19 protein-coding genes are annotated in these 24,922 nt (G+C 58.9%); 11 read left to right on the forward strand and 8 right to left on the reverse strand.

Annotated elements, in window-relative coordinates; genetic code table 11:
• The first annotated feature begins 4 nt into the window (after positions 1–4).
• Positions 5–1,240 carry an HlyD family efflux transporter periplasmic adaptor subunit gene (locus K3727_17810; protein UWQ90599.1) on the forward strand — a complete coding sequence of 412 codons (1,236 nt, stop codon included), beginning with the start codon at positions 5–7 and terminating at the stop codon, positions 1,238–1,240.
• Here the strand turns inward: K3727_17810 and K3727_17815 are convergent.
• Complete coding sequence (locus K3727_17815; GenBank protein UWQ90600.1) at positions 1,237–2,016, reverse strand: DeoR/GlpR family DNA-binding transcription regulator; 780 nt, start codon at positions 2,014–2,016, stop codon at positions 1,237–1,239. The genes K3727_17810 and K3727_17815 overlap by 4 nt on opposite strands.
• Before the next feature lie 207 nt (positions 2,017–2,223).
• Between K3727_17815 and K3727_17820 the strand changes: the two genes are divergently transcribed.
• The 6 genes from K3727_17820 to K3727_17845 all read left to right on the forward strand — a co-directional run bounded on the left by K3727_17820 (position 2,224) and on the right by K3727_17845 (position 11,544).
• Positions 2,224–3,171, forward strand: a complete 948-nt coding sequence (locus tag K3727_17820) for an ABC transporter substrate-binding protein (protein UWQ90601.1) — start codon at positions 2,224–2,226, stop codon at positions 3,169–3,171.
• 120 nt (positions 3,172–3,291) lie between these two features.
• A complete protein-coding gene (locus K3727_17825) occupies positions 3,292–4,314 on the forward strand; it encodes a betaine/proline/choline family ABC transporter ATP-binding protein (protein UWQ90602.1) in 1,023 nt (340 codons plus the stop codon).
• Positions 4,311–6,305, forward strand: a complete 1,995-nt coding sequence (locus tag K3727_17830; GenBank protein ID UWQ90603.1) for an ABC transporter permease subunit — start codon at positions 4,311–4,313, stop codon at positions 6,303–6,305. Before K3727_17825 ends, K3727_17830 begins: the two co-directional genes overlap by 4 nt.
• Position 6,306: 1 nt before the next feature.
• Complete coding sequence (locus K3727_17835; GenBank protein ID UWQ90604.1) at positions 6,307–7,188, forward strand: phosphotransferase; 882 nt, start codon at positions 6,307–6,309, stop codon at positions 7,186–7,188.
• A gap of 8 nt (positions 7,189–7,196) precedes the next feature.
• Positions 7,197–9,641, forward strand: coding sequence for an FAD-dependent oxidoreductase (locus tag K3727_17840; GenBank protein ID UWQ90605.1), 2,445 nt, complete (start codon positions 7,197–7,199; stop codon positions 9,639–9,641).
• Between the two features lie 211 nt (positions 9,642–9,852).
• Positions 9,853–11,544 carry a sulfatase-like hydrolase/transferase gene (locus K3727_17845; GenBank protein ID UWQ90606.1) on the forward strand — a complete coding sequence of 564 codons (1,692 nt, stop codon included), beginning with the start codon at positions 9,853–9,855 and terminating at the stop codon, positions 11,542–11,544.
• Between the two features lie 168 nt (positions 11,545–11,712).
• Here the strand turns inward: K3727_17845 and K3727_17850 are convergent, their stop codons facing one another.
• A complete protein-coding gene (locus tag K3727_17850; protein ID UWQ90607.1) occupies positions 11,713–12,405 on the reverse strand; it encodes a nitroreductase family protein in 693 nt (230 codons plus the stop codon).
• 131 nt (positions 12,406–12,536) lie between these two features.
• Here K3727_17850 and K3727_17855 point away from each other — a divergent pair, with 131 nt between their 5' ends.
• Positions 12,537–12,995, forward strand: a complete 459-nt coding sequence (locus K3727_17855) for a thioesterase family protein (GenBank protein UWQ90608.1) — start codon at positions 12,537–12,539, stop codon at positions 12,993–12,995.
• Between the two features lie 104 nt (positions 12,996–13,099).
• Positions 13,100–14,179: a cysteine synthase A gene (gene cysK, locus K3727_17860; GenBank protein UWQ90609.1), complete on the forward strand. Its 1,080-nt coding sequence runs from the start codon at positions 13,100–13,102 to the stop codon at positions 14,177–14,179.
• On the opposite strand, the gene K3727_17865 is transcribed toward cysK, so the two are convergent.
• Together K3727_17865 and K3727_17870 are read right to left on the reverse strand one after the other, a co-directional pair.
• Positions 14,180–14,971 carry a carbon-nitrogen hydrolase family protein gene (locus K3727_17865; protein ID UWQ90610.1) on the reverse strand — a complete coding sequence of 264 codons (792 nt, stop codon included), beginning with the start codon at positions 14,969–14,971 and terminating at the stop codon, positions 14,180–14,182. It abuts the gene before it with no gap.
• 4 nt (positions 14,972–14,975) lie between these two features.
• On the reverse strand, positions 14,976–16,133 hold the full coding sequence (locus K3727_17870) for a Xaa-Pro peptidase family protein (protein UWQ90611.1): 1,158 nt from the start codon (positions 16,131–16,133) through the stop codon (positions 14,976–14,978).
• A 246-nt stretch (positions 16,134–16,379) separates the two neighbouring features.
• Between K3727_17870 and K3727_17875 the strand changes: the two genes are divergently transcribed.
• Entirely contained in the window at positions 16,380–17,072 is a 693-nt protein-coding gene (locus tag K3727_17875; GenBank protein ID UWQ90612.1) for a GntR family transcriptional regulator, read from the forward strand.
• Between the two features lie 32 nt (positions 17,073–17,104).
• Here the strand turns inward: K3727_17875 and K3727_17880 are convergent, their stop codons facing one another.
• The 3 genes from K3727_17880 to K3727_17890 form a co-directional block, all read right to left on the reverse strand.
• On the reverse strand, positions 17,105–19,069 hold the full coding sequence (locus tag K3727_17880; GenBank protein UWQ90613.1) for an ABC transporter permease subunit: 1,965 nt from the start codon (positions 19,067–19,069) through the stop codon (positions 17,105–17,107).
• Positions 19,066–20,091, reverse strand: coding sequence for a glycine betaine/L-proline ABC transporter ATP-binding protein (locus K3727_17885; protein ID UWQ90614.1), 1,026 nt, complete (start codon positions 20,089–20,091; stop codon positions 19,066–19,068). The genes K3727_17880 and K3727_17885 overlap by 4 nt, the downstream gene beginning before the upstream one ends.
• A gap of 76 nt (positions 20,092–20,167) precedes the next feature.
• Positions 20,168–21,112 (reverse strand): ABC transporter substrate-binding protein, encoded by a 945-nt coding sequence (locus K3727_17890; protein UWQ90615.1) that lies wholly within the window; start codon positions 21,110–21,112, stop codon positions 20,168–20,170.
• A 184-nt stretch (positions 21,113–21,296) separates the two neighbouring features.
• On the opposite strand from K3727_17890, the gene K3727_17895 reads away from it, so the two are divergent.
• Positions 21,297–21,989, forward strand: a complete 693-nt coding sequence (locus K3727_17895) for a response regulator (GenBank protein UWQ90616.1) — start codon at positions 21,297–21,299, stop codon at positions 21,987–21,989.
• Here K3727_17895 and K3727_17900 read toward each other — a convergent pair.
• Positions 21,982–24,879 (reverse strand): response regulator, encoded by a 2,898-nt coding sequence (locus K3727_17900; GenBank protein ID UWQ93444.1) that lies wholly within the window; start codon positions 24,877–24,879, stop codon positions 21,982–21,984. The genes K3727_17895 and K3727_17900 overlap by 8 nt on opposite strands.
• Between the last annotated feature and the right edge of the window lie 43 nt (positions 24,880–24,922).

Consider the following 24,922-nt stretch of genomic DNA (forward strand, 5'->3'; position numbering starts at 1 on the left):
TACCATGACACAAACACGCAAACGCTCTCGTATGACCCTGACTTTTGGGGCGGTCGTGTTGATCGCCGGGGCACTGGCGGTCGCGTTCTGGCCGCAACCGGCATTGGTCGATCTGGGCCAGGTCGTCCGTGCGCCGATGCAGGTCACGATTGACGAAGAGGGGCGCACCCGGGTCAGCGAACCCTATGTGGTATCGACCCCGGTGGCCGGTCGCCTGCAGCGAGTCGAAGTCAACCCCGGTGATCCCGTCGTTCGGGGCGAAACCGTGGTGGCACATATGCTACCTACCAATCCTTCGGCCCTGGATGTGCGCACCCGCGAACAGGCCCGCGCCGCTGTCACTGCCGCCGAGGCCGCATTGCGGGTGTCGCGCGCGGATCTGAACGCGGCTCTGGCCAAACGCGACCTGGCCTGGACCGAACTGTCGCGTACCCAGACACTGGTGGATCGCCGCATCACATCCGAAGTCATGTTAGAGCGGGCCCAGCAATCTGCCCGCGTGGCACAGGCCGCCGTTGATACAGCCGAAGCCGCCATTGCTATGCGTGAGGCCGAACTGGCCAATGCCCGCGCTCTGTTGATCGGGTTCGAGGATTCAGCGCTCGCCGGGGCCGTCGGGGTTACCAATGGCATGGACATTCCGCTCCACGCACCGGCAGACGGGCGCATTTTGCGGGTCATCCAGCAAAGCGCGACCACCCTGCCCGCCGGCGCGCCAATCATGGAGATCGGCAATGTCGACAGCGAGCTGGAGGTTGTGGTCGACCTGATTTCGTCCGATGCGGTGCAGGTCAGCGTCGGGGATCCGGTCGCGTTGGTTGACTGGGGCGGCCCCCAGACCTTGGAGGGCGAAGTTGAACGCATCGACCCATTTGGCGTCACCAAATACTCGGCCTTGGGGGTCGAAGAACAGCGTGTCGCCACCGTCGTACGCCTGACCAGCCCGGCATCCGAGCGCGCCGCTTTGGGGCATGGTTTCCGGGTGGAAGCCCGCATTGTCGTTTGGCAGGACGATCAGGCGCTGACGGTCCCGGCCAGCGCCCTGTTCCGCGTAGGGCCGGATTGGGCGGTGTTTGTGCTGCGCGATGGCACAGCCCGGCAAACCCCGGTTCAGATTGGACACAGCAACGGGACAATGGCGCAGGTGCTGTCCGGCCTTGATGCGGGGGATACAGTGATCCTTTATCCTTCGGCTGCCATCACCCATGGCACCAAGGTTGCCCCCCGACAGGTCCCTTAGGGCAACACGACAAGGTCGATGTCATTGCGCTCCAGCATCTGCACCACAGAGTTGGGGGGCTGATAGTCCGTATAGAAAATGTCGATCTTGGCCGTCTGATCCAACGCCACCGGAGCACGCTTGCCGAATTTGTCACTGTCGGCCACCACGATCCGCACCTGTGCATTTTCAGCAGCGACCCGGGCGATATTCGCCTCTTCCAGGTCGTGCAGCATGAACCCGAACTCTGCGTTCACCGCCCCAACCGAAAACACAGCAAACTGTACATTCAAACGTCCCACCAGATCCAGCGCTTCGGCCCCAAAGGCCCCGCCGTCATGGGCGCGCAATTCACCACCGGCCATGAACACCCGGTTGCCATTGCGCGCCGCCAGACAATTGGCGACAAAGGCTGAATTGGTGACCACGAACAGGTTGCTGCGCTTTTTCAATGCCATGGCCACATAGGCCGTGGTGGATCCGATATCCAGAAACACGGAATCTCCGTCTCCTATGTTCTCTGCGACAGCCGCGGCCAGGTGTTCCTTGCTTTCGGCCTGGGTGCCCATGCGGCTCTGAAATGGGGCCTCGTTGACCTCTTCGACCAGATGCACGCCGCCGTGCACCTTGCGCACGATCTGTGCATCCTCGAGCGTGCGGATATTGCGGCGGATGGTTTCATTCGAAACCCCCAACTGCGCCGCCAGATAACTGACCCGCCCCGAACCACCGACGCGCTGCAATTCCCGCAGGATTTCTTCTTCGCGTTGGTTCGTGGTTTTGCGTGATGTGTTCATTGGGCCCCCTGCATGTGGGTTTACGGCAAAAAGCCACAAAAAACAACACACCGACCAATTTCTCAGCCAATCACCACTGAAGTTTCCGAATTTCGCTGATTTTTTGTGAGTTATTGTGGTTTTGATTGACTAAAGCCAAATTTTACCGCAGCATTCCCACATAAATACAAAAATAAACACATAAAGCCACACAACCGGGAGATCGAAATGACATATAAAATCAACACCTTGGGCGCGGTTACCTTGGCCTTGGCCACAAGCGTTTCCGCCGGATGGGCCGCAGAATCATCTGATCCCATCAAGCTGACACTGCATGATTGGTCTGGCCAATTGATCAACACCAAGATCATGGGCTCGATCCTGCAAGAGGCCGGGTACAACGTCGAATATGTGCAGGCCGACTACATCGCCCAGTTCGCAGGGCTCAAGACCGGCGATCTGCATCTGGCGATGGAAATCTGGGAAACCACTGGCCGCGAAGCGCTGGACGATGCCACCGCGACTGGCAAGGTGGTCAATGTCGGGGAAACCGGCCTGATGGCCATCGAGGAGTGGTGGTATCCCTCCTATATGAAGGACCGCTGCCCCGGTCTGCCCAACTGGGAGGCGCTGAAGGACTGCGCCGAAGAATTTGCCACCGCCGAAACCGACCCCAATGGCCGCTATGTGGGTGGCCCGGTCACCTGGGGCGGCTTTGACGACGAACGTGTCGAGGCGTTAGAGATGGATTTCGAAGTGGTCCACGCGGGCACCGATGCGGCGCTATTTGCCGAATTGGAATCCGCGTATCAACGTCAGGATCCAATTGTCTTGTGGGTCTATGTCCCGCATTGGGCCCCTGCCAAGTATGACGGAGAGTTTGTAGAATTCCCGCCCTATTCGGCCGAATGCTATTCAGATCCGTCGGTTGGTGTGAACCCAGACATGGCCTATGACTGTGGCAAACCCCGTGGTCCGATCTGGAAAGCGGCCTGGGCTGGGATGCAGGACAAATGGCCCGGGGCCTATGACATCGTCAGCGCCTATACGCTGAGCAACGAAGAGATGAGCGCCATGGTCGGCAAGGCCGATCTGGACGGCGTGGACATTGACACCGTGGTGTCGGATTGGATGACAACAAACAAGGACCGCTGGTCCGGTTGGGTCGCCAAGTAATCCGTCGCAGCCGGGGCTGTACAACGCTCTCAGCAGCCCCGGCCGTAACTCTCGAACTCCCTTTCTGCCCCCTCGCCAACCCGTAGCCCCACCCCGTGGCACGGATCCGGAGACCCTTTGATGACAGCCAAGACCAAACTCTCCTGCCGCAATGTCTGGAAGCTATACGGAGCCGACGCGGACGGGTTTTTGCACCAAAACCCCGCCCCCTCCGGCGATGACATCAAACGCGCCGGGATCATCGGGGCCGTGCGTCAGGCCAGCATCGACATTGCCGAGGGCGAAATCTTTATCATCATGGGGTTGTCGGGTTCGGGCAAATCAACGCTGGTCCGCTGCCTGTCCCGGCTGATCGAACCCACCGGGGGCGAGGTTCTGTTTGACGGCGTCGATCTGTTGCGTGCCACCGAACAGGAGCTGATCGAAATCCGCCGCCACAAGATGGGCATGGTGTTTCAGCATTTCGCCCTATTGCCGCATCTGACCGTGTTGCAGAACGTCATGTTTCCCCTGACCATTCAGGACACCCCAAAGGCCGAGGCCAACGCCAAGGCGCGCGAAGTCGTCGAACTGGTCGGGCTGAAGGGGCGTGAAGACTATTACCCCCGCGAGCTGTCCGGCGGTCAACAACAGCGCGTCGGTATTGCCCGCTCTCTGGTCACCGAACCCGATCTCTGGTTCCTGGATGAACCGTTTTCCGCGCTTGATCCGCTGATCCGTCGCGAAATGCAGGATGAATTCCTGCGTCTTCAGGCCCGCCTGCACAAAACCATCGTGTTCATCACGCATGATTTCGAAGAGGCCGTGCGTCTGGCTGATCGGATCGCCATCATGAAGGATGGCGAGATCATCCAGGTCGCCACGCCCGAAGAGCTGGTGATGAATCCAGCCACAGATTATGTGGCTGAATTCACCAAACATATCCCGCGCTCAAAGGTTCTGACCGTGGCCGGGTTGATGACAAGAGGCGGCACCGGTGAAGGTGAGCCCATTGTCCACACCACCCGCGTGTCCGAGGTCGCCGAACGGGTGATTTCTGCCGATGCCCCAGTGCCGGTCTGTGACGAAAACGGTCTGCATGTCGGGTCAATCGACCGCAAGGCCATCGCGCATGTGCTGTTCGGCTCGGGAGACCCGGCATGATCCGGCATCTAACCCCACGCGCCCTGGTGACCTGGGGGCTGGTCATCGTGACCATCATTCTGGGCACCTTTGGTCGCGATATTTCCAAGGCGCTGGATGCCCGTTGGCTGACCAAATACCCGTCCAAATGGAAGATCCCTTTCAAGGACAGCATTTCCGACGCGATGACATGGCTGGTCGAAGAGGCCGCCATCGGCCCTGTCTCTTTCACGGACGTCACCCGGGCGCTGGCCTGGATGATCGAACAGCCCTATGAGCTGATCCTGGCGCTGTTGGCGCATGGGTTCGTGCTGGGTCAGGGGAACGAAGCTCAGGTATTGCTGCCCGCAATCAGCTGGATCGTGGTCACCACCGCAGTCATCGCCTTGGGACAGTATTGTCGCGACTGGGGACTGGCGGCGCTGGTTGGGGCCTGCTTTGTCTATCTGGCCATCTTTGGCCAATGGAACAGCGCCATGGTCACGTTGGCGTCTGTGCTGATTGCGGTGCCAATCGGCGCGGGTGGTGGGCTGTTGGTGGGGATCTGGGCCTATCGCCACCCCACCGGGGAAAAGATCCTCTCGCCCATTCTGGACCTGATGCAGACGATCCCGATCTTTGCCTATCTGGTGCCGATCCTGTTCATGTTCGGCTTTGGTCCGGTGTCAGCGCTGGTTGCCACCATCATCTATGCCACACCGCCGATGATTCGCATCACCACCATGGCGCTCAAGGCGGTCGACCCCGAAATCCTCGACTTTGGCCGCATGGCCGGCACCACGAAACGACAACTGATGTGGCGCGTGCTGGTGCCTTCGGCCAGCCAGAGCATCATGGTCGGCGTCAATCAGGTGATCATGCTGACCCTGAACATGGTGATCATCGCGTCCATGATCGGTGCCGGGGGATTGGGGTTCGACGTTCTGGCCGCATTGCGCCGACTGGATATCGGCGCGGGCTTTGAAGCCGGTATTGCAATCGTCGTGCTGGCCATCGCTGTCGACCGGCTGAGCCAGGCCTTTGCCGAACGTATGGGACAGGTGACACACGCCCCGGCCGGATCCTGGGCCGCGCGTCACAAACGCACGGTTCTGGTGCTGATCCTGCTGGTTGCCACATGGCTGCTGGGTCAGTTTTCCCCGCTGTTGCTGGAGTACCCCGAGGCCCAGACCATCACCACCGGCGAATTCTGGGACAATGCGGTCAGATACCTGAACGTGAACTATTTCGACTTTTTCGAAGCCATCAAGGTCTTCTTCCTGCATTGGTTCCTGCTGCCGATCAAAAAGACCCTTTTGGGCATTCCCTGGCCCTGGGGGCTGGCGATGCTGACCCTGTTGGGCTGGCGCGCGGGCGGTTGGAAGCTGGCGCTGATGTGTGGGACAATGGCGGGTTTGATCGTTGTGACCGGTCTGTGGGCCAAGGCGATGGTGACCGTGTATCTGTGCGGGGCTTCGGTGATCCTGGCAACGTTGATCGGGGTTCCGTTGGGGGTTCTGGCCGCGCTGAACCGACGCGCGGGCGTGGCCATCAACCTGTTCATTGACACGCTGCAAACGCTGCCCAGCTTTGTCTACTTGATCCCGGTCGTCATGTTGTTCCGGGTGGGAGATTTCACCGCCATGATCGCCATCGTGTTGTATGCACTGGCTCCGGCGGTGCGCTATGCCGCCCATGGCATCCGATCCGTCAGTCACGAACTGATCGAGGCCGGGCAGGTGTCGGGCTGCACCCGTTGGCAGCTGTTGCGCCATATCCGCCTGCCCATGGCGCTGCCTGAAATCCTGTTGGGTATCAATCAGACCATCATGCTGGCCCTGTCGATGCTGGTGATCACCGCGCTCGTCGGCACCCGCGATCTGGGACAAGAGGTCTATATCGCCCTGACCAAGGCCGACACCGGCCGTGGGTTGGTCGCAGGCCTTGCTATCGCTTTCATCGCCATCATCGCCGACCGGCTGGTCAACGCAGGGGCGCGCAATGCCCGTATCCGATTTGGACTGGAGAGCTGAGATGAGCCAATCCGACCTGATAACCCGCATCCGTGCCCTGCCGATCTGGCAGGGAGAGATCACGGCCCAGCCGTTGACCGGCGGCATTACCAATGTGAACTTCAAGGTGACCGACCTAAGCGGTTCTTATGTGGTGCGCCTGGGCGATGACATCCCGCTGCACCAGGTGATGCGGTTCAATGAACTGGCCGCCAGCCGCGCCGCCCACGCGGCGGGGCTGTCCCCGGCGGTCGTGCATTCCGAAGGGGATCTGACCGTGCTGGAATTCATCGAAAGCCGCACCCTGACAGAGGCCGACGTGCGCCATCCCGATATGCTGCCGCGCGTTCTGGAGCTGGTAAAGCGTTGCCACCGCGAGGTGCCCGCCCATCTGCGCGGCCCGTCGTTGGTGTTCTGGGTGTTCCATGTCATCCGCGATTATGCCGCGACGCTGAGCGAAAACAGCAGCAGCCATCAAACGCTGGTCCCCAAACTGGTCGACATCGGCAACCGGTTGGAACAACAGGCCGGTCCCTATGACATGGTGTTTGGCCACAACGATCTGCTGTGTGGCAATTTTCTGGACGATGGCACCCGGCTTTGGCTGATCGACTTTGACTATGCCGGGTTCAATTCTCCCCTGTTCGATCTGGGCGGGCTGGCATCCAACAACGGCCTTTCGCCCGATCAGGAAGACTGGATGTTGGAAAGCTATTTTGAAACCCCGGTAACCGACGATCTGCGTCACCGGTATACGGCGATGAAATGCGCCTCGCTGCTGCGTGAAACCATGTGGAGCATGGTGTCTGAAATCACCTCTGACATCGACTTTGACTATGCGGCCTATACGGCCGAAAACCTCGCGCGGTTCCGCGCGGCCCTCACCGACTTTGAAAACACCTGAGGACTGACATGACTGAACTTCCTTCCACGGCCAAAGCGGTCATCATCGGCGGCGGCATCATTGGGTGCTCGACCGCGTATCATCTGGCCAAAATGGGCTGGACAGACACCGTCCTATTGGAGCGCAAAAAGCTGACCTCGGGCACCACATTCCATGCCGCGGGCCTGGTGGGCCAGTTGCGGTCGAACGCCAATATCACCCAGCTGCTGGGTTATTCGGTGGATCTGTACAAGAAGCTCGAGGAAGAAACCGGGCTGGGCACCGGATGGAAAATGAACGGCGGGCTGCGGCTGGCCTGTAACGAAGAACGCTGGACCGAGGTAAAGCGGCAGGCCACCACGGCGCATTCCTTTGGGTTGGACATGCAGCTGCTGACCCCCAAGGAGGCACAGGACCTGTGGCCGCTGATGGATATCGGCGACGTGATCGGCGCTGCGTTCCTGCCCACGGATGGTCAGGCGAACCCGTCGGACATCACCCAGGCGCTGGCCAAAGGCGCGCGGATGGCGGGCGCCAGGATTTTCGAGGACACCAAGGTCACCGACCTGGAGATCGAAAATGGCAAGATCCGCGCCGTGATCACCGAACATGGCCGCATCGAATGCGAAAAGGTCATCGTCTGCGCCGGTCAATGGACCCGGGATTTTGCCGCCAAATTCGGCGTGAACGTGCCGCTGGTGCCGATGGAACACCAATATATGGTCACCGAACCCTTTGGCGTTCCCGGCAATCTGCCGACCCTGCGCGACCCCGACCGGTTGACTTATTACAAAGAGGAAGTCGGCGGTCTGGTCATGGGCGGCTACGAGGCCAACCCGATCCCCTGGGCGGTGAACGGCATCCCGCAGGGGTTCCATTACACCCTGCTCGACAGCAATTTCGACCATTTTGAACAGCTGATGGAGCTGTCGCTGGGCCGGGTTCCTGCGTTGGAAACCGCCGGGATCAAAACCCTGACCAACGGGCCGGAGAGCTTTACCCCCGACGGCAATTTCATTGTCGGTGAGGCACCGGAATTGGCGAATTTCTTTGTCGGCGCAGGTTTCAATGCCTTTGGTATCGCGTCTGGCGGTGGCGCGGGCATGGTGCTGGCAGAGTGGGCCGCCAAGGGCGAGCCCCCGTTTGATCTGTGGTCCGCAGACATTCGCCGCTTTGGCCGTCCGCACTTTGACACCGATTGGGTCCGCACCCGCACGGTCGAGGCCTATGGCAAACATTACACCATGGCCTGGCCGCACGAAGAACATGACAGCGGTCGCCCTTGCCGCAAATCACCGCTCTATGATGTGCTCAAGGACCAGGGGGCGTGTTTTGGCGAGAAACTCGGCTGGGAGCGCCCGAACTGGTTCGCAGACGCCGCGCGGGGCGAAACGCCCAAGGACGAATACAGCTTTGGCCGTCAGAATTGGTTCGCTGCCGTGGGTCGCGAACATCAGGCCGCACGCGAGGCTGCCGTGTTGTTCGATCAGACGTCGTTTGCGAAATTCGCGCTGAAAGGCCCGGATGCGCTGGCCGCAATGAGCTGGATCTGCGCCAATGACGTGGACAAACCGGTTGGTGCGCTGGTCTATACCCAAATGCTGAATGATCGCGGTGGGATTGAATGTGATCTGACCGTGGGCCGCGTCGCGCATGACGAATTCTACATCGTCACCGGTACCGGCTATGCCACCCATGATTTCGACTGGATCCGCCGCAACATCCCCGACGGGCTGAACTGTCAGCTGTTCGACATCACGTCGTCCAACGCGGTGCTGTCGTTGATGGGCCCCAAGGCACGCGAGATTCTGCAACAGGTCACTCGTGATGACGTGTCGAACGAAGGCTTCAAATTCGGCACCATCCGTACCATCGGTATCGCCGGCTGCCCGGTTCAGGCGCTGCGCGTAACATACGTTGGCGAATTGGGGTGGGAGCTGCACCTGCCGGTGGAATATGCCCACACCGTTTATGAGGCATTGATGACGGCAGGCAAGGACCATGGTTTGATCAACGCCGGTTACCGCGCAATTGAATCTTTGCGACTGGAAAAGGGATATCGTGCCTGGGGGTCTGACATCGGGGCCGATCATACGCCCCTTGAGTCCGGCCTGGGCTGGGCGGTCAAACTGCGCAAGAACATCGATTTCAAGGGGCGCGCCGCTGCCGAGGCGCAAAAGGCTGATGGCGTCAAAAAGATGCTCGCCTGTTTTACCGTGGATCCCGAAGTGGTGCTTTTGGGCCGCGAAACGATCTATCGCAACGGCGAACGCGTCGGCTGGCTGACGTCGGGGGGGTATGGCCACACGATCGGACAATCAATTGGCTACGGCTATGTGCGTAACCCGGACGGTGTGGACGCCGAATTTGTCCTGAATGGCGACTATGAACTGGAGGTCGCGACCCAAAGGGTCAAGGCAACGGTTCATATGCAGCCGCTTTATGATCCCCGCATGGCACGGGTAAAGGTCTGATCATCTTTCCTTTTCTCCCTCGTGTCATCTCTACAGCCGGTCTCTGCAGAGATCGGCTGTTTTTTTGTGGCTTTTGATTTCACGGCTTCCCTCACTATAAAATTGCCATGTTAATGAAATTTCGGTTGTCTGTGCCCCCTGTTGCGACCAGAATGTCGCAACACCCTGCGGATCGCGTAGGAGAAGTCACCTGACCCGGAGGACCCACCACATGGCACAGGCAAAAAACATCCTCTTTGTCATGTTCGACCAACTGCGGTGGGACTATCTCAGCTGCTACGGCCATGAACATCTGCACACCCCCAACATCGACCGACTGGCTGCAAAGGGCGTTCGCTTTGATCGGGCCTATATCCAATCGCCGATCTGCGGCAGCTCACGGATGAGCACCTATACCGGGCGTTACGTGCATTCGCATGGTGCCACCGGCAATGGCATCCCGCTCAAGGTCGGAGAAATGACCATGGGCGATCACCTGCGCAAGGCAGGCATGGACTGCTGGCTGGTCGGTAAGACCCATATGCGCGCCGATGCCGAAGGCATGGCCCGGCTGGGGTTGGCACCTGACAGCCTGATCGGCCTGCGGGTGGCAGAATGCGGGTTCGACGTGTTTGAACGCGACGACGGGATGCTGCCCGAAGGGCCCGATGGGTCCTATGACCCTGATGGTGCCAAAGGGTTCAATGAACACTTGCGCGCCAAAGGATACGAAAGTGACAACCCCTGGCATGACTTTGCCAACTCGGGCCTGGACGCCGACGGCAATGTGCTCTCGGGCTGGTTTCTGAAAAATTCGGACCAGGCGGCAAACATTGACGAACCCGACAGCGAAACCCCCTATCTCACAACGCGGGGCATGGAATTCATCGAGCAGGCCGACGGCCCCTGGTGCTGCCATCTCAGCTATATCAAACCCCATTGGCCCTATATCGTACCCGAACCCTATGCGTCGATGTATGGCCCCGAACATATCCAGCCGGTGAACCGGTCGGACGCGGAACGCCAGAATGCCCATCCGGTGTTCAAGGCCTTTATGGACACCAAGGTCGGCCAAACCTTTTCGCGCCAGGATGTGCGCGACGCCGTGATCCCGGCCTATATGGGGCTGATCAAACAGGCCGACGACCAGATGGGGCGGCTGTTCAACTGGCTCGAAGAATCCGGCCGGATGCAGGACACGATGATCGTGCTCACCTCGGACCATGGGGATTTTCTGGGGGATCACTGGATGGGGGAAAAGACGTTTTTCCAGGATGCTTCGACCAAGGTACCATTGATCATCTATGATCCCTCATCAGAAGCCGACGCCACCCGTGGCACTGTCTGCAACGCGTTGGTTGAAAGCATCGACCTGGCCTCCACCTTTGTCGAGGTCGCAGGCGGCGCGGTCGCCGACCATATCCTTGAAGGCGAAAGCCTGCTGCCGATCCTGCGCGGCGCGCGCACTGAAACCGACCGCGATTTTGCGATCTGTGAATACGATTACTCAACCTCCCCCCTGGTCGACCGGTTGGACGTATCGGTCAAGGAGGCCAATATCTACATGCTGACCACCAAACGCTGGAAGCTGATCCACCCGATGGGTGGATTTCGCCCGATGTTGTTTGATCTGGAAAGCGATCCCCAAGAGCTGGTGGATTTGGGCGACAGCCCCGAACACGGCGACATTCTGGAACAGATGTATGATCACCTGCTGGCCTGGAGCGCCCGCAACAGCCAGCGCCAAACCCGCTCGACCGCCCAGATCAACGCCATGCGTGGTGCCAGCAACGGCACAGGTGTGATGATCGGCGTCTATGGTGAAGACGACGCGCCCAAACGCGCCACCATCAAATACCGCGACCGAACTGCCCCGGATTGGCGGGACCGACATGGGAAAAAGGCAGGGCCAAAATCAGAATGAGCGCCTGCGGCGCACAGGTCACCGCGCTGACGCGCGAAATACGAGGCTCTGCCTCGTGATCCGGGATATTTGAGGCCAGATGAACAAGGGATCCTGTTTTCATCTGGCCTCAAATATCCCGGGGGAATCGCCAACGGCGATGGGGGCAGAGCCCCCTACCCGCTCCAGTCACTCTGAAACTGTCAGAATTTCCGCCAAAGGTTTCTTGATCTTGGCAACGGCCGGAACCTTGGCATCTGCAGCCGGGTGACCCACAGCAATGATCATTGTCGGCTTTTCGTGATCTGGGCGGCCCAGCATCTCGTTGAGAAACTTCATTGGGTTCGGTGTATGAGTCAGCGCCACAAGCCCTGCGTGATGCAACGCCGTCAGCAACATGCCGGTGGCTATTCCGGTGCTTTCGGGCACGTAGTAATTCTTGAACCGGGTTCCGTCATCGAATTGGCCCCACCGCTGCGCAAAAACCACGATCAGCCACGGCGCGATGTCCAAATGCGGCTTGTCATCATTGGTTCCAATGGGTTCCAACGCCTTGAGCCATTCATCCCCGGCACCGCCGTCATAAAACCGGCGTTCCTCTTCTTCGGCCGCCAGGCGGATGCGGTGTTTTTGTTCTGGATCAGAAATTGCCACAAAATGCCAAGGCTGGTGGTTTGCACCCGAGGGCGCGGTGCCGGCTGTGCGCACGCACGCCTCGATCACCGTGCGCGGCACAGGGCGGTCGGAAAAGTCGCGCACCGAATGGCGACGTTTCATCCGGTCATAAAACGCTTCGGATTCAGCCAGCATCTGATCGTCGGTCATTTCCATGCGATCCGGCAGATCGATGGGGTCATAGGTGATGTGATCGCGGGTGAACATGGAGCCTCCATCAAACGTCTTTGCCCCTTGTTGCCGTTTTGGGTCCGGGCTGGCAACACTGCAATCGCTTGCGGCCCGGCGGCAGGGCATCTTATCAATTGGACCAAACAGACCAAATGGGATTCATTCAGATGATATTCACGTATGACACCGCCGTTCATCCCGATTGGATTGATTACAACGGACATATGAGAGATGCCTATTACGGACTGGTGTTCAGCCATGCCGGTGTTTCGCTGCAGAAACAGATTGGTATTGATGACGCGTATCGCGCCCAACATCAATGCACGGTGTACCTACTCGAAGATCACAAGTTTTTCCTGCGCGAGGTCCATGAGGGTGCTGCCCTGCATGTGGAGATGCGGGTCCTGGAGGTGGATGCGAAACGCTATCATTTGCACCTGCAAATGATCAGCGGCGGACAGGTGGTTGCAGTCTGCGAGTTCATGGAACTGCATGTGGCCCAGACCCCCAAGCCCCATGCCACCCCCATGCCAGCGCATATTCTGGACCAGCTTCGGGACGCCAGGATTTCCGACACCGACCGCGCGGCCCTGTCCCACAGATCGCGACGGTTGTCGCTCGGCTGACACTGCCGGCGTTGCACTTGACGGCGTCTGGTCGCACTCTGGGCCCTGAACCGGCGATTCCCGTCGGTGCGCAGTGCTCGCCCATCAGACAGAGGATTATACATATGACCCAACAGGACAGTTTTCAAACCAAGGGCCGTGGGCAGCTGTACGCGAGCATCATAGACACTGTTGGTGACACCCCCGCGATCCGGATCAACCGGCTGGCTCCCGAAGGGATCGAGCTGTACGTCAAGGCCGAATTCTTCAACCCGGCCGCTTCGGTCAAGGATCGTCTGGCGCTGAGCATCATCGAAGACGCCGAGCGCAACGGCAGCCTCAAACCCGGCCAGACCGTGGTCGAGGCAACGTCGGGCAACACCGGTATCGGGCTCGCCATGGTTTGCGCGGCCAAGGGGTATCCGTTGGTGGTGACCATGGCCGAAAGTTTCTCAATCGAACGGCGCAAGCTGATGCGGATGTACGGGGCCAAGGTGGTGCTGACACCCAAGGCCGAAAAAGGCTTTGGCATGTATCGCAAAGCGGTTGAACTGGCCGAGGCCAACGGCTGGTTCCTGGCACGCCAATTCGAAACCGATGCCAATGCCAAAATCCATGAAAATACCACAGCTCGGGAAATCCTGGCCGATTTTGACGGCAAGCGGCTGGATTACTGGGTGACGGGTTACGGTACAGGTGGCACCGCAACAGGGGTGTCGCGGGTCCTGCGCCGTGAGCGCCCCGAGACCAAAATCGTGCTGTCCGAACCTGCCAACGCTCAGCTGATCGCCAGCGGCCATGTACAGGCCCGCACAGCCGATCATTCACCGAATGAAAGCCACCCGGCGTTTGAACCGCATCCGATCCAGGGTTGGACCCCCGATTTCATCCCGCATGTGCTGCAGGAATCCATCGACAACGGATATTATGACAGCCTGATCCCAGTCCCCGGCCCCGACGGCATTGTCTGGGCTCAGAAACTGGCCGTGAACGAAGGCATCCTGACCGGCATTTCCGGCGGGGCGACCTTTGCCGTGGCGATGCAGGTGGCGCAACAGGCGGAACCGGGTTCGGTTATCCTGTGCATGTTGCCCGACACTGGTGAACGATACATGTCGACACCCCTGTTTGACGACATTCCCGCCGATATGACGGCGGACGAAGTGGCCCTGTCAAAATCTACACCGGGCTTTCAGATGGGCTGATTACCCGACCCAAGGCAGGTTTTTCCGATCCTTGTGATAAGGCAGCCTGCTTTGGGCTCTGCCCACAGTTTCAGTTTCGATGAGCGCGCAGATCAGGCCTGGATCTTCCCCGGCCCGCGCCAAATCCGATCCATCGGGCGCTGCAATGCAACTGCCGCCGAAATAGTCCAGACCGTTTTCGCGGCCGCAGTGATTGGCATACGCCACATAGACGCCGTTTTCGAATGCCCGCGTCGGCACCACCCGCTGAGAAACCACGCCCCACTGTGCACCCAGCGCTGTGGGCACGACGACCAAATGGGCACCTTGCATCGCCACATGCCGCAGGTTTTCCGGAAACTCCACATCATAACAGACCAGAATCGCGATCTGCACACCATTGAGTTCAAACACCGTGCATTCGGCTCCGGGTTCAAAATGGTCGCCTTCAAACCCCGGTGGCAATAGAAGTTTACGGTGATGGCCCACCACCTGCCCGGCGGCGTCGAAGCAGATGGCGCTGTTGAACAGATGTTCGCCCTGTCGTTCCGCGTACCCGTACAAAATGGCCAGCCCGTGCCTGTGTGCCAATTCGGCGACCGCCTTGGCAAAGGGCCCATCGGGGGGTTGAACCGCATCGGACAAACCCTCGCCGATGTTATAGCCACATTGGAACAATTCAGGCAGGACCAACAGATCCAGCGGTCTCACCTCCTGCCCTGCCAGCAGGTCACGCAGCCAGGCCAACCGTGCCGCTGCCCCGGTCAGTTCACCGGGGCTTTGCGCGACGGCCAGATTCAATGAGGCGCTCATCAGGTCAACCCTTGCTTAGCAGGATTTCGCGGGGATATTGCGTGATGTAATCAACCCCGGTTTCGGTCACCACCACGGAATCCCCAATCCGCCCGGCCGTTACACCATCGACCGAAATCCCGCCATCCACGGCAAAGGTCATGCCCGGTTGCAACACGGTTTTGTCCCCGGCTTTCAGCTCGGGTGCCTCGAGGTAAGCCACGCCGATGGAACGCCCCGTGCGATAGCCTGTCTCATAGCCACGGTCGCGGTAGACCTCATTCGCGACAGCCGCGACGTCCTCGGCCAGCACACCGGGGCGGATGGCGGCGATGGCCGCCTGTTGTGCCGCAATGGCCGCCTCCTGGCAGCGGCGATCTTGGTCGCGGACATCGCCAATGTGAAACATCCGGTCAAAGCCCAGTTTGTATTGTTTGAACTGCGCCATGTTGCAGAAGCAGAAATACACAGGGTCGAATTTCTCGAACTGTTTGACGCTGGCGCGGCGGTGCACCATCGAGGCATCCTTGCCGCTTTGCAGGATCTGCAAGTTGTGGATCATCGGAGACACAAAGCGGTCCCATCCCTTGTCGGTCAGAAAATCGGCGGCGCGGCGCGATCCGGCATCAATCACCGCCAGGGCGCTTTCGAATTCCCGTGCGCCTGCACGCAGGCTGTCATGCGCGGCGCCCATCATCGCGCCAGCGATCTGGCCTGCTTCCTTCATGACTTCGATTTCAAACGGGGTTTTGATCACCCGCATTGCGCCCAGAACCGGTGCGATGTCTTTCAGCGGCAGGCCAGGATATGTCTCGTCCAGGTGATTGCGCACAATGGCGGGAATGGTTGTCTTTTCCACCCAGATTTCGGAGGGTTTTTCGCCCAGAGCCCCGGCCAGAGCCCGGCCCCAGGTGCGTTGGCCCATGTCTTCCCAGACGCGCACATCTTCGACCCAGGTCATTTCCGCCACCATTTCGGATTCCATCAGCGGCGTGATCACGATGGGTGCCTCTTCGGCATCGACGACCAACATGGTTGGCCGGCCGAATTCAATACCCAGATACCCCCAGAACCCGGCCAGATAAGCGATTGAGCTTTCGTCGGTGAAAACCGCCTTGCGGATGCCAGTGTCCTTCATCCGGGCCTGAAGGTTCCGGGTTCTCTGTTTTGCCTGCTCCAACATGACGTGCACCTTTTCAATTGGGCTGGTGGCCGCGTGGTCGCGGCCATGGTGGTGGGTTTTCGACTCGGATTTGACGACATCGCCAGATCATTTTTCCGGCATAGCTGTACACAGGTGCGGCTGTAAATAGAATTTTTACACCAGTATATTCAAATTTTGACCACCCATGCATACAGCATCAGAAATTTTCAAAGAAAACCGACTTCTCTTTCTCCGGCAGAGCGGATAAAATCGCCGCTCCCGAACATGGACAAGATCATGAATGTGACACCCACACAGATCCCCCAGGACCTGAGACCCACCGTCGATGTGATCCAGGCCGAAATCCTAAAGCGCATCTGTTTTCTGGACTACCCGCCGGGGCGTCAGCTCAAAGAGGCAGATCTGGCGCAGGAATTCGGGGTCAGCCGCACGCCGGTGCGCGATGCGATCAGCCGGATCAAACATCTGGGGCTGGTCGAAACCCGCAATGGTGTGGGCACCGTGGTGGTGGCACTGCCCGATGACCAGATCCGCCATGTCTATGAAATGCGCCTGCATCTGGCGACTCTGATCGGAACCCTGTCGCCGCGAAAGATCACCGCCCCAGATCGCCAGCGCGTCGGGGATCTGTTGGTCGAGGTCAAAGCCTTGGAGCAGGAGTTTGACCCACGCAGATATGTGGAACTGAACCATCGGCTGCACATTCTGGTGGTGGATCTGATCGGCAATACATCGCTGCAATCCTTCTGGTGGCAGACCTATTGCCAGGCGGCCAGCACCTGGCATCGCATTGCCAAGTTAACCGGCGCTGACGCTGCAACCGCTCTGGTGCGCGAAGTACAGGATTTGGTTCAGGCGATGGAACACGGCGACCTGTCAGCCGTCGGGTTTGTTCAACGTATTCATATCGGGTACGGGTTTGACCGGATCCAAAAACACCTGCTGCATTCAGAGTAACACTCCGGCGGGTCGCCCCGCCGGATCAGAGATCACTCCAGACCCAACGCCTGTTTCTTGCCACTGGCCCATCGGGTGACCAGATGATCCACCATCAACCCCATGAACGCCACGGCAAATCCGAGGACAAGCCCCTTGCCCACGTCGGTCGAAGACAGGGCGCGTTGCATTTCCTGCCCCAGATCCTGGGTGCCGATAAAGGCTGCGATGATTACCATGAACAGCGAAAACATCACCGATTGGTTCACCCCGATCATGATTGTCGGCAAGGCCATGGGCAGGCGCACCTTCCACAGGGTCTGCATCCGGGTGCCCCCCGACATGTCGGCGGCTTCGATCAATGTTTCTGGCACTTGCTGCAGCCCTTCGATGGTATAGCGTATCAGCGGCACGGCGGCGAATAGCACCACGGCCCCGATGACAGCCACGTCATTCACGCCAAACAGCATCACGACCGGGATCAGATAGATAAAGCTGGGAAAGGTCTGAAGCGTATCGCAGATCAACAGCGCGCTGGCCGCGCGGCGTTTTGTGAACGACGCCCAGACCCCCAACGGAAAGCCCACCAAAGCCGCAATGATCACCGAAACCACGACCATATAGACGGTGATCATCGCCCGATCCCACCAGCCCGACATGGCGATCAGACCAAAGAACGCCAGGCAGATCAGCGCCGAACGCGCACCGCCAATGGCCCAACCAATTGCCGCCAGAGACATCAGCACCGCTGTATACGGCAACCATAGGAAACCGTCCCGGATCGGGATCAGAACCCAGGTGATCAGGAACCAGCGCAACCATTGTGTCACCGGATCAATTGTCACGATGATCCAATCAGCCAGCGCATCGACGGGTTTCGAAATGGTAAAGGCATCACGACGGCTGATCTGGTCCATCACCGGGAACACCTGGGCCAGTGCGAAACACAGCGCCGCCAACCCGGCGCCTATCAGTAAATATTTGTTGCGCATCGCAAAGGACGTGCCTTTTTCAAAATGCTCCGGCTGACGGGTGGCCCAGGCCTTGGTACAGCGATCCAGCATCACGGCCAGCAAAACGATGGTCACACCGATTTCAAACGACCGTCCAATTTTCAGCGCCTGCAACAGTTGCAACAGCTTTTGACCCAGTCCGGGCATTCCGATGAACGAGGCCAGAACCACCATCGCCAGACATTGCATGATAACCTGGTTCACGCCGACCAGAATTTCGGTCCGTGCCGTTGGAATCCGAACATGACGCAGCAATTGCCAACGCGTTGCGCCACACATGTGACCGCTTTCGATGACTTCGTCCGGGACCTTGCGCAGACCCAGAATGGTCATGCGGATCATGGGGGGGACGGAAAAGATGATGGTGACGATGGCACCGGCCTTGGGGCCGACACCAATGAACACCACCACCGGAATCATATAGGCAAAATGCGGCAGGCTTTGCGCGATGTTCAGCATCGGGTTCAGCACCCGTTCGAACCGGCGCGACTTCCACCCCCAGATACCCATCAACAGCCCGAACAGGATCGAAAACGGGGCAGCCACGACGATCACCGACAGGGTTTCCATTGACCATTTCCACTGCCCCATCACCGCGATCCAAACGAATGTGCCCCCGGTCAACAGCGACAGACGCCACCCCTGCAACGCATAGCCGATGACAAAACCGATACTGGCAATCACGGTCCATGGGATCGGGCCGACACGCGGCCAGCGGTTTTTGCCGTACAGCAGATTGGCGGTTACATCCAACAACCACTCGACACCTGCGGCAAAGGCCCGTGTCACCTGCATCAGCCCCAGATCATCGCGCAGAAAATTGAAGAGGGCGTTGATCCAGTCGGCAAAAGGCCAGACCAACCAGTCTGGAGGGCGCACCAGCCCAGCGGGCAAGAGGTTTTTTCCCAACAGCAACACAACGGCTGCAACCAACATGGCTGCGGCCACCCGTTGCGGGGTCCATTGCAGGTCCGGTTCCGCCAGGTTCAAGGCACGGTCGCTCATGCCGCGTCCCCCAGCAGCACGTCCAGCGCCTTTTGGCGGCTTAGGCTGCCGATTATTGCGCCATCCCTTCCCGACACGGGCAAATAATCCCGACTGTCATTAACCAACAGCCGCGCCAGCTCCAGGATCGTTTTATCCCCGGAAATAGCATCCCCCGTCAGCATGTGCCCATTGACCGGCTGCACCATGCCCTTGGCATGAACCACACGGGCCTTGTCGATTTCTTCGGTGAATTTTGCCACATATTCGGTGGCCGGGTTCAGCACGATCTGATCCGGGGTGTCGCATTGTTCAACGACACCGTCCTTCATGATGGCAATCCGGTCGGCCAGGCGCAGGGCTTCGTCAAAATCATGGGTGATAAAGACGATGGTCTTGCCCAGCATTTCCTGCAAGCGCAGGAATTCGTCCTGCATTTCGCGCCGGATCAGCGGGTCCAGCGCGGAAAACGGTTCATCCAGAAACCAGATATCCGGTTCAATCGCCAGGCTGCGGGCAATGCCGACGCGCTGTTGCTGACCACCGGACAATTCGCGGGGGAAATAATCCTCGCGTCCGGCGAGCCCCACCAGTTCGACCACTTCCATGGCGCGGGCGCGGCGTTCATGACGATCCTGCCCCCGCATTTCCAGCGGAAAGGCCACATTGTCCAACACGGTGCGGTGCGGCAACAGGCCAAAGCTTTGGAAGACCATGCCCATCTTGTTGCGGCGCAGGTCGATCAATTCCCGTTCGCTCATGTCGCCGATGTTCTCACCCTCGACCTTCACCTCGCCGCCGGTGATGTCGATCAGACGGGACAGACAACGCACAAAGGTCGACTTCCCCGACCCCGACAATCCCATGATCACCAACATTTCGCCCTTGGAGATATCCAGCGTCACGTCGCGCACAGCCGCGATATACCCCGCCTGACGGATGTCATCAAAGCTGGGGTTGCCAGTCAGCGAAGACAGGTATTTTTCGGGCTGGGCCCCAAACAGTTTCCAGACGTTTTTGCAGGAGATTACGGGCGCGGTCATGGTCTTTCTTTCTTTTGATGTCAAAGAGCCGGGGCAGAGATCCGCCCCGGTTCCAAAGTGTGAATGATGGGCAGAGTTAGTTGGTCCAGGACTGCCAGGTGCCCTGATTGGCCTCCAACCATTCGGTTGCCGCGTCCTCGGGCTCCATCTCGTCGATATCAACCAGCTTGGCCATTTCGGCGATCTGTGGATTGGTAAAGCTGATCTGGGTCAGCGCCTCGTAGGCCGCAGGCCATTTGTCCTTCATCCCGTCCCAGGCCGCTTTCTTCAGATAGCCGTTGGCAGGGTTGCCACAGTCATAGGTCGCATCCGGGTTCGGACCCACCGACGCGTCGGTGTCACAGCCATCAACCCAAGTGGGAAATTCGACGAATTCACCGGGCCAGACGGCTTCGGCAAAATTCGGCGTCCAGTTAAAGATAACCACCGGGCGCTTGGTCTTTTCCGCCGCGGCCACTTCGGCCCACAATGCCGAAGCCGAGCCCGCATTGACCACGGTAAAATTCATGCCCAGCGCTTCGACACGTTCTGCATCATGTTTCAGCCAGTCAACCGGACCGCCCAGAAACCTGCCCTTGTCCCCGGTTTCCGGAGTCGCAAATTCAGCGGCACAGCTGTTGAGCGCCTCCCAGCTGGGCAGGCCTGGACAGGCGTCCTTGGTCCAGGCGGGATACCACCAATCTTCGCGCGTGACGGCGTTGTGGTCGCCTGCATCATGCAGACCGCCCTTGGCCACCGCTTCATTGAACGACTTGCCAAAAGCGCCTTCCCACACTTCGAGTTCGAGCGTGACATCGCCCAGACGCACGGATTCATAAACCGCCTGGCTGTCGGTCGAAACATATTCGACGTTGTTGCCCATGGATTCGAAAATCTGACCGACCACATGGCTCATCACGATCTGGCTGGACCAGTTGTGGGTTGGAATGATGATCGGATCGGATGAATCCGCCGCCATCGCCATTGGTGCCGCCAATGCCAGCGACGCTGCGCCAATCATCATCTGAAACTTAAACTTCATGAGGACCTCCCTGTTGTCCCAAACCCCGTTTTTTTGCCGGGGATGTTGGTTGTCGAAAGCGCTGCTTTCTGTGGGTCAGGCTAGGTGTGGGATATGAACAGGTCAGCCCGATGTGATGAACAGGCTGGTCAATGTTGTTAAAAATTGTTAACAGACTGGGCATTCTCGGGGAGAAACAACATCCATGGCCCATATTCTGATCATCGAGGACGAACCCGTGACTCGGGCGACGTTGGCCAGCTATCTGGATGCACAGGGGTATCGCATCTCCGAAGCAGAAACCGCCGATGCCGCGGAAGTGATCCTGACCGAACAGGATGTGGACCTGTTGTTGGTTGATATCAACCTGCCCGGCAAGGACGGGTTGCAGATCACCCGGGAACAACGGGCCAAATCTGATCTGGGGATCATTCTGGTTACCGGGCGTGACGACGATGTGGACCGGATTGTGGGGTTGGAGCTGGGGGCCGACGACTATGTTTGCAAACCGTTCAACAGGCGCGAACTTCTGGCCCGTATCAAGAATTTGTTGCGGCGCACCGAAGACATTCGCCGTCTGTCCCGGCGGATTTACCAGTTCGGGCCGTTCCGGTTCGATGTCACCGCCCGGCATCTGCAATCGGACGACGCCAAGGTCATTCCCCTGACCCGCGCCGAGTTCGAAATGCTGGACTGTCTGGTCAGCCGTGCCGGACAGGTGATCACCCGGGACGCATTGATGACCCGGATCACCCATCGCCAATATGGTGCCAACCCGCGAACGGTCGATGTGCTGATCCGAAGATTGCGGGCCAAACTGGAAACCGACCCGGCCCATCCGCGTGTGATTACCACGGTTCACGGAGAAGGGTATGTATTCACTGCGCCGCTCAGCTGACTTTGAGAAACCGGTCCTGAGCCTCGGCCATGGCGGATTCGATCTGCGGGACCAGAGCATTGATCTCTGTGATCAATCCGGCAACCTCGGCCTTGGTGCCTCTCTTGGCCTGACGTTCTGCCTGAGCCAGCAAATCACCCAGATAATCCAGTTCGAAATTCCCGACTGCCCCTTTTAGCCGATGCGCCGTTTTGGCCACCTGATGCCAATCGGCCTGTTCAACGGCGCGCAGCAATTCCTTGTGATCCTGGCCCAGCTGGTCCAAAAAAAGCTGTGCAATCTGAATCGTTTTTTCTGCACCAAAATCACGCGCGTTGGTCTGTAGAACCTGCGATAGCCCGTCCAGGTGACGCTGATCTGCCTTCGCCGTTCGTCTTGAAGACAGGAAAACCCGCCCCTGGTGTCCGGCAGCCACCTGGTCCAACGCCTGGGACAGACGTTCCGGAGAAACCGGTTTGGCAACAAACCCATGCATTCCCGCCTGTAGATGCGATTCAATCTGATCATCCAGAACATGCGCCGAGATGCCGATGACCGGAACACTGGCCAGATAGGGATCGGACGATTGACGCAACAGACGTGTGGCATCGGTCCCGCTCATCCCCGGCAGATCGACATCCATCAGCACCACGTCAAACTGCTGCTCCTGAAGAAGCTTCAGCGCGTCTTCGGCATTTGCCAAACACTGGCAGCTGTGACCCATCCGCTCCAGATACCCCTGTGCGACCATCTGATTGATTTCATTGTCTTCCACCACCAGAACGCGCAGCGGCGTTTTGCTCAATCCTGGTGCCAGCGCAGCTTCTGGAGACACCAGGTCGCGGGCTTGCGCGATCGGCAAATTGATCGAGAGCGAAAACACCGACCCGACAGCCTTGGTGCTTTCCAGGGTCAACCGCGCACCAATCACCTGTGCAAACCGCCGGCTGATGGCCAATCCCAATCCGGTGCCACCAAATGCGCGTGTGCTGGTGTCATCCTCTTGTTCGAAGGCTTCGAACACCCGGCGTTTGGCTTCATTGGCGATCCCATGGCCAGTGTCGCTGACTTCAAAGGTCAGCATACAGGCGTCGGAGCCACCCCCATTGGCGCGCACCCTCAGGATCACTTCGCCCTGATCCGTGAACTTCACCGCGTTTGACAGCAGGTTGAACAGGATCTGGCGCAATTTGGCCACGTCTCCACGCACCACATGCGGCACGTCATCTGCCAGGTCCAGCCATAGATGCAGCCCTTTTTCATCCGCGCTGGGACGCATGAGAACCACAATGTCCGTGACCAGATCGGAAACCGAAAACGCAACCGGATCATTGGTCAACCCGCCGCTTTCGACCTTGGAGTAATCCAGGATGTCATTGAGGATCTTGAGCAGATTCTGCCCCGAGGCGATGGCTGCGCGCAGCCGCAACTGCTGATCACTGGACAGAGGTTCATCCGTCAATCCACGCAACATGCCCAGCACCCCGTTCATCGGTGTGCGGATTTCATGGCTCATCATGGCCAGGAATTCGGACTTGGCCCGGTCTGCGGCTTCAGCCTCGCGCCGGGCCACGTCATGGGCTTCGACTTCATGGCGTAATTTCTCGGTTTGCTCAGCAACCATTGCCTGTAGATTGTTGCGATGTTCCAACAGCTCGCGTTCGGTGCGATCCCGTTCCTTTTCCAGTTCAGATTTGGCAATCGCCTGTTTGCGAAACACTTCGACCGCCTGTTCCATACGCGCAATTTCATCGAATCCGGTCGCGGCAATCCGCCGATCCAACCGGCCTTTGGCCAGGGCCGTCATCGCGTTGGACAGATGGTCCAGCCGCAGGGTGATGTTGCCGCGGATAAAGAACCACAAAATGGCCAGGGAAAATATCAGGCCCACAACAGCCACAACCGTGTTGCGCGTCTGGGCCTGTTGGACATCTGCCGCCGCCCGTTCACCGGTTTCGATCGCCTGTGTCTGGGCCCGATCGGCAACTGCGCCCGCTTCGCCGCCCAACCGGATCGCCGCATCCTGAAGCTCTTGTTTGACGACGCCAATCTGCGCGTTGGTGTCCAGAATGCTTTGGCGCAGCTCGAACAGATTGGGAGCCCCATCCGTCGCAACGCGTAACCGTTGCAACAGAACCTGTGCTTGTTTCAGGCGTCCCGGGTCCGGGATCGCCTTGATCCGGCGTGATACGATGGACAGCCGATGCGTCAATGATGCAGCAATCTCGCCCAGCTCGGTGGCGCTGGTGGCCTCGTCAATCCGGTTGATCAGCAAACCGATCTCGGCCGTCCGTGAGCGCAATTCGAACATCAATCCCAGTTGGAACAGATCGACTTCGAGCAGCTTGTCCAATGTATCAGCGCGGTTGCTGTCCACGGATGTCCCTGGCCCCGCGTCATAAAGGCTCGATACCACTGCTGTGGTACCCATTTCGGCATTGGCCACCAATGTATCAGCCATATCCAACAACGTATTGGATGCCTCCAACACATCAGTGATCTGGTGCTTCAGAATATTGAACTGCGCAATCCGGCGTGCCACCACGCTGTTGAGGTGCTGAACCGTGTCGGCCACATCCGCGACAGTTCTGCGCAGGTCGGTGGTGTTTGTGGAACCGCGGGCGTCCAGGCGATCAAGACGAAGGATCAGTGCGTCCACCTGTTCGGACAGAAACGCGGTGCGTTCGGTCCTGTCTTCCTGGGTGTTGACTTCGGCCAATTCCGGCGCGATCGCAATGATCCGGGTGCTTTCTTCCGTGATACCACGCACATCGGCGATCACCGGAATCGTCTGGTTGATGACAATCGCCTGACGTCGCGCCAATTCGCGAAGCTCGAACACCCCCAACAGCCCTGCAATGGTGGGGAGACCCGCGATCAGGATGAACGCGAGCAGCAGTTTTCCACCCAGGCCAAGGTTTTTCAACATCCCGAACCCTAAGCGTGTTTGCCCT

Source organism: Rhodobacteraceae bacterium M382 (genome assembly GCA_025141015.1).
Classification (GTDB): Bacteria; Pseudomonadota; Alphaproteobacteria; order Rhodobacterales; family Rhodobacteraceae; genus Aliisedimentitalea; species Aliisedimentitalea scapharcae.

Coding starts and splice junctions, on each gene's coding strand:
- K3727_17810 (UWQ90599.1), top strand. CDS start 5: ATGACACAAACACGCAAACGCTCTCGTATGACCCTGACTTTTGGGGCG.
- K3727_17815 (UWQ90600.1), bottom strand. CDS start 2,016: ATGAACACATCACGCAAAACCACGAACCAACGCGAAGAAGAAATCCTG.
- K3727_17820 (UWQ90601.1), top strand. CDS start 2,224: ATGACATATAAAATCAACACCTTGGGCGCGGTTACCTTGGCCTTGGCC.
- K3727_17825 (UWQ90602.1), top strand. CDS start 3,292: ATGACAGCCAAGACCAAACTCTCCTGCCGCAATGTCTGGAAGCTATAC.
- K3727_17830 (UWQ90603.1), top strand. CDS start 4,311: ATGATCCGGCATCTAACCCCACGCGCCCTGGTGACCTGGGGGCTGGTC.
- K3727_17835 (UWQ90604.1), top strand. CDS start 6,307: ATGAGCCAATCCGACCTGATAACCCGCATCCGTGCCCTGCCGATCTGG.
- K3727_17840 (UWQ90605.1), top strand. CDS start 7,197: ATGACTGAACTTCCTTCCACGGCCAAAGCGGTCATCATCGGCGGCGGC.
- K3727_17845 (UWQ90606.1), top strand. CDS start 9,853: ATGGCACAGGCAAAAAACATCCTCTTTGTCATGTTCGACCAACTGCGG.
- K3727_17850 (UWQ90607.1), bottom strand. CDS start 12,405: ATGTTCACCCGCGATCACATCACCTATGACCCCATCGATCTGCCGGAT.
- K3727_17855 (UWQ90608.1), top strand. CDS start 12,537: ATGATATTCACGTATGACACCGCCGTTCATCCCGATTGGATTGATTAC.
- cysK (UWQ90609.1), top strand. CDS start 13,100: ATGACCCAACAGGACAGTTTTCAAACCAAGGGCCGTGGGCAGCTGTAC.
- K3727_17865 (UWQ90610.1), bottom strand. CDS start 14,971: ATGAGCGCCTCATTGAATCTGGCCGTCGCGCAAAGCCCCGGTGAACTG.
- K3727_17870 (UWQ90611.1), bottom strand. CDS start 16,133: ATGTTGGAGCAGGCAAAACAGAGAACCCGGAACCTTCAGGCCCGGATG.
- K3727_17875 (UWQ90612.1), top strand. CDS start 16,380: ATGGACAAGATCATGAATGTGACACCCACACAGATCCCCCAGGACCTG.
- K3727_17880 (UWQ90613.1), bottom strand. CDS start 19,069: ATGAGCGACCGTGCCTTGAACCTGGCGGAACCGGACCTGCAATGGACC.
- K3727_17885 (UWQ90614.1), bottom strand. CDS start 20,091: ATGACCGCGCCCGTAATCTCCTGCAAAAACGTCTGGAAACTGTTTGGG.
- K3727_17890 (UWQ90615.1), bottom strand. CDS start 21,112: ATGAAGTTTAAGTTTCAGATGATGATTGGCGCAGCGTCGCTGGCATTG.
- K3727_17895 (UWQ90616.1), top strand. CDS start 21,297: ATGGCCCATATTCTGATCATCGAGGACGAACCCGTGACTCGGGCGACG.